General features: G+C 66.1%; 1 protein-coding gene. It reads left to right on the top strand.

Annotated elements, in window-relative coordinates:
- Nucleotides 1–99 precede the first annotated feature (99 nt).
- Nucleotides 100–339 (top strand): acyl carrier protein (locus JK363_RS41785; RefSeq protein WP_307822137.1); only part of this gene is annotated, 240 nt, incomplete at its 3' end.

Genomic DNA, 339 nt, shown 5'->3' with positions numbered 1-339 from the left:
GATGTGCCGGGTGTGTTGCGTGGGTTGGTGGGTGGTGGTCGGCGGCGGCGGTTGGCTGCTGGTGGTGGTGAGGTGTCGGGGTCGGGGTTGGTGGGGCGTTTGGCGGGGTTGGATGTGGCGGGTCGGTTGAGTGTGGTGTTGGAGGTGGTGCGTGGTGCTGTGGCGGTGGTGTTGGGGTTTGGCGGAGCGGGTGAAGTGCGGGCGGAGGCCGCGTTCAAGGAGTTGGGTTTTGATTCGTTGACGGCGGTGGAGTTGCGTAACCGGTTGTCGGTGGCGACGGGTCTGCGTCTTCCGGCGACGATGGTGTTCGACTATCCGACTCCGCGTGTGCTGGCCGAG

It is taken from the genome of Streptomyces coffeae, from assembly GCF_016741875.1.
GTDB lineage: Bacteria > Actinomycetota > Actinomycetes > Streptomycetales > Streptomycetaceae > Streptomyces > Streptomyces coffeae.
The sequence above is the reverse complement of the archived record's forward strand: the minus strand, read 5'-3'. Positions and strand labels throughout refer to the sequence as shown.